The sequence below is a fragment of the Methanosarcina spelaei genome (assembly GCF_002287235.1).
Taxonomy (GTDB): Archaea; Halobacteriota; Methanosarcinia; order Methanosarcinales; family Methanosarcinaceae; genus Methanosarcina; species Methanosarcina spelaei.
The window spans coordinates 1-3,332 of record NZ_LMVP01000184.1; the positions used below are offsets into that span (position 1 = coordinate 1).

Consider the following 3,332-nt stretch of genomic DNA (forward strand, 5'->3'; position numbering starts at 1 on the left):
ATATTTGTGGAGTTGCTAAAAACAATGTGGTAAAAGCCAACTGCGTAACTCCTAACTATGTCAAGAAGAAAAAGGATTCTGGGCAAGCAAATGGTATTGGGGAAACTTTTACGGTACTTTCCGAGTTTTAATTGCTCTACGTGCCATTAATCCTAGCTCAAAATCCATTCTTGAAGCGGAACGTTACCTCATAAACTCACAAAACAGTGATGGAGGCTGGGGGGAGGAAACTAGCAATCCATTGGATACTGCACTAGCCCTTCTGTCCTTAGTTGAAAGTTCAGATGCCCATGATGCACAACAAAAAGGCCTCTCTTATTTGATTCAAATGCAATCGGGCGATGGCTCGTGGAAGAGATCTCCATTTATTAAAATAGTTTCCCCGAATGGTCCATTTATCTACGAAAGCAAAACTATAACTACTTCGTTATGTATTAAAGCCTTGACTAAGACTATATCCTATAATCCTTATCTGAAATTTGTCGTGGTGGAGATAGAGGATCTTCCATATGAAAGGAAAATAATTGACCTTAGGGTTACCACGAACGATAACTGGGATTGGATTCTCTCCAAAAATAATGAACTCATTCAACGTAACAGCTTCATAAGGAGTGTCCAAGATTCCTCAATTACTAGTTTTTCTAATAGACTTCCCACCCTCCACATAATTGAATTGACTAAAGAATGCAATCAAACATGTGCATATTGTGCAGTATCTGCCATACATAGTAATCCGCTGACTTCAATAGCATATAATCGCTTCGAGATTTTAGATAAAATAGTAGAGTTTATCCTAGTATCTTCAGGTAACTCATTCTGCGTTGAATACCAGGGAGGGGAGGCCCTTTTAAATACTCAAGCATTAAAATATTTGACTAAGTGCCCGCAACGAAATAACCTATGCAATATACAATTATGTTTGAAATAAATAGTTGAGCTTGTTTGCGAAAATACTTACGTACAGTATAAAAACATGCCTAAGTTATTTTGCTGCAGGTACTAAAGAGATATCTGAAAGAGCCAGAAAACTCAATAAAGAGCCTACATTTCGTTTGGTCAGTAATTTGATCCTTCTGGACTCAGACATGATAGATTTTATTGTGTCAAATGGCATAAAAGTATCTACATCTCTTGATGGTATCGAGACAGTGCATAATAAATATAGAAAGCTGCCTGGAAGTGATGGCAGTTATATAAAAGTTCTAGACAATATCAACCGACTCCGCCGAGTAGGTGTTAATGTAGGAGCTATGGCTGTTATTACAGCAGATTCACTCACTGATCCCGAAGCCATAGTTGACAACTTTGCCAATCTCGGAATATATCCATTTGTAATCAACCCAGTTTTCTCTTCAGGGCGAGCAACTAACTCATGGAATATTTTAGGGATAGATCCAAACATGTACAGCCAATTCTGGAAAAGATTAGCTAAGCGCTGTCTCGAATATCAAAGTCAAAATATTCCCATTTGGGATTCATCATTTGAACTTCTGCTCAGGAAAGTAATATTGGCCCAAGAACCGGAATATTTAGATTTAATGAGCCCTTGTGGATGCATTCACGGCCAGATAGCTTATGATCTTCAGGGAAATGTATACCCCTGCAATGATGCAAGATGTGATCAAAAGGTGATACTTGGGAACGTTATGGAAAACTCTTTCAAAGATGTTTCTGAGTGCAAAGAGGCACTGAAGATAAAAGACGCGTCAATCATCAATTCAGAAAGATGTGGGCTTTGCGCATACAGGCCTTGGTGCGGACGTTGCCCTATTAGTAATAAGCTTTTATTTGGCAAATATGATGTTCCTTCGGAGATGACATATAACTGTCGTATATGGAAAGGACTATTTGATAAATTTTTTGAGCTGATATTTGAGGATATGAATAAAATTACAATGGCAGCAAGTCTTGTTAGGCAATATGATATTACACGGAGGAGCTAGACTGGGAGACACAACATAGGAACGCTTCCCCATCAGTTTATCCTAGATTCGGCAGGTAAACATATAAGTTAATATAATTATTCTCACATCTTTTTTCTTGATTTTCCATGGCAGACAAAAACAACAGTCGACTAGTCGAATCCTCAATCAAAGTTGCGCTGGCGCACCCCGCTGCAAGCAACGGGGTATGTTCGCGCCACCGCTCAAAATTCCGTTAAAGGAAATAATAACCCTAAACAATTTAGTGTGAGCAGAAGTTAGTAATCGAAAATGGAATTGAGAAATTTTATTATTATCAACGGTTACCGGGGAAGTTTCCATCCCCGCAGCAAGCTAGCGGGGTATTCGACTGAAATAAAACGTACAAGATTTTTAGGTCACCTTGGTCTCATTGCTGGAGTTTTCCGAGAACTTGAAGTTGACAAACTGATCGATGAGAAACTCCCAAAGGAAAGGGATCACAAGATTCCTCACTCAGTCTGCATCCTTGCCATGGTACTCAATGGTCTTGGTTTCATAGGTCAACGTCTGTACCTTTTTCCTGACTTTTTCAGGAATATTTCTATAGAAAGACTTTTTGGAGAAGGTGTAACACGAGAAGATCTGAATCAATATGCTATCGGAGAAACTCTTGACAGAATAGTAAAGTATGGTCCTACAAAACTGTTTACGGAAATTGTTCTTCATATTATGGCTCGTCTACCTATTCCTGTCCATTGTTTACACGCTGACACTACAAGTGTCAGCGTTTATGGTGATTATCAAGACGAAGAAACGGAGTCTATTGATATCACTTTTGGAATTCCCAAAAACGGAAGATGGGATCTCAAACAATTTGTGCTAAGTTTGATTGTAAATCAGCATGGAATACCCCTTTTTATGAACACTCATTCAGGGAATGCTTCCGACAAAAGCACAATTCTGGAAGCAATAAAGTCTCTCAAATCAGCTTTAAGTCCTGAAAGCAAAGTGTACTATGTAGCTGATAGTTCTTTTTACACTGACAATAATATCAATAATATAGGAAAGTCATTCTGGATCAGTCGTGTTCCTGCAACAATTAATGAGGCAAAGGAACTGCTAACTGCAAATCTAAACCTGAAGCCACTGAAAAGCGATGAAAGATACTCATTTTATCAAACCTTTGTTGATTATGGGGGAGTCAAGCAAAAGTGGGTTTTGTTGCTTTCTCATAAAATGAAAGAAAAGAAAGAGATAACTCTCAGAAAGAAGCTTCAAAATGAACTTGAAAAAGCAGAAAAGTCGCTTAAAAAACTGGTAGGAGAGGACTTCTTCTGTGAAGAAGATGCATTAAAAGCAGCAGAAAAATGGACTGCAGATTTCCCTTCTATTGTGTTTGAAAAAGTAGATTTGAAAACCGTTAAAAAA

At 38.2% G+C, this 3,332-nt stretch carries 2 protein-coding genes and 1 pseudogene; all 3 read left to right on the forward strand.

What is annotated here, in order from left to right; all coding sequences use genetic code 11:
• Positions 1-73 precede the first annotated feature (73 nt).
• Positions 74-928, forward strand: a pseudogene (locus tag ASJ81_RS10315) (hypothetical protein); the annotation flags it as partial.
• A 157-nt stretch (positions 929-1,085) separates the two neighbouring features.
• Entirely contained in the window at positions 1,086-1,943 is an 858-nt protein-coding gene (locus ASJ81_RS10320; RefSeq protein WP_170943276.1) for an SPASM domain-containing protein, read from the forward strand.
• 270 nt (positions 1,944-2,213) lie between these two features.
• On the forward strand, positions 2,214-3,332 hold a 1,119-nt coding region (locus ASJ81_RS10325), incomplete at its 3' end, for an IS1634 family transposase (protein ID WP_245860033.1).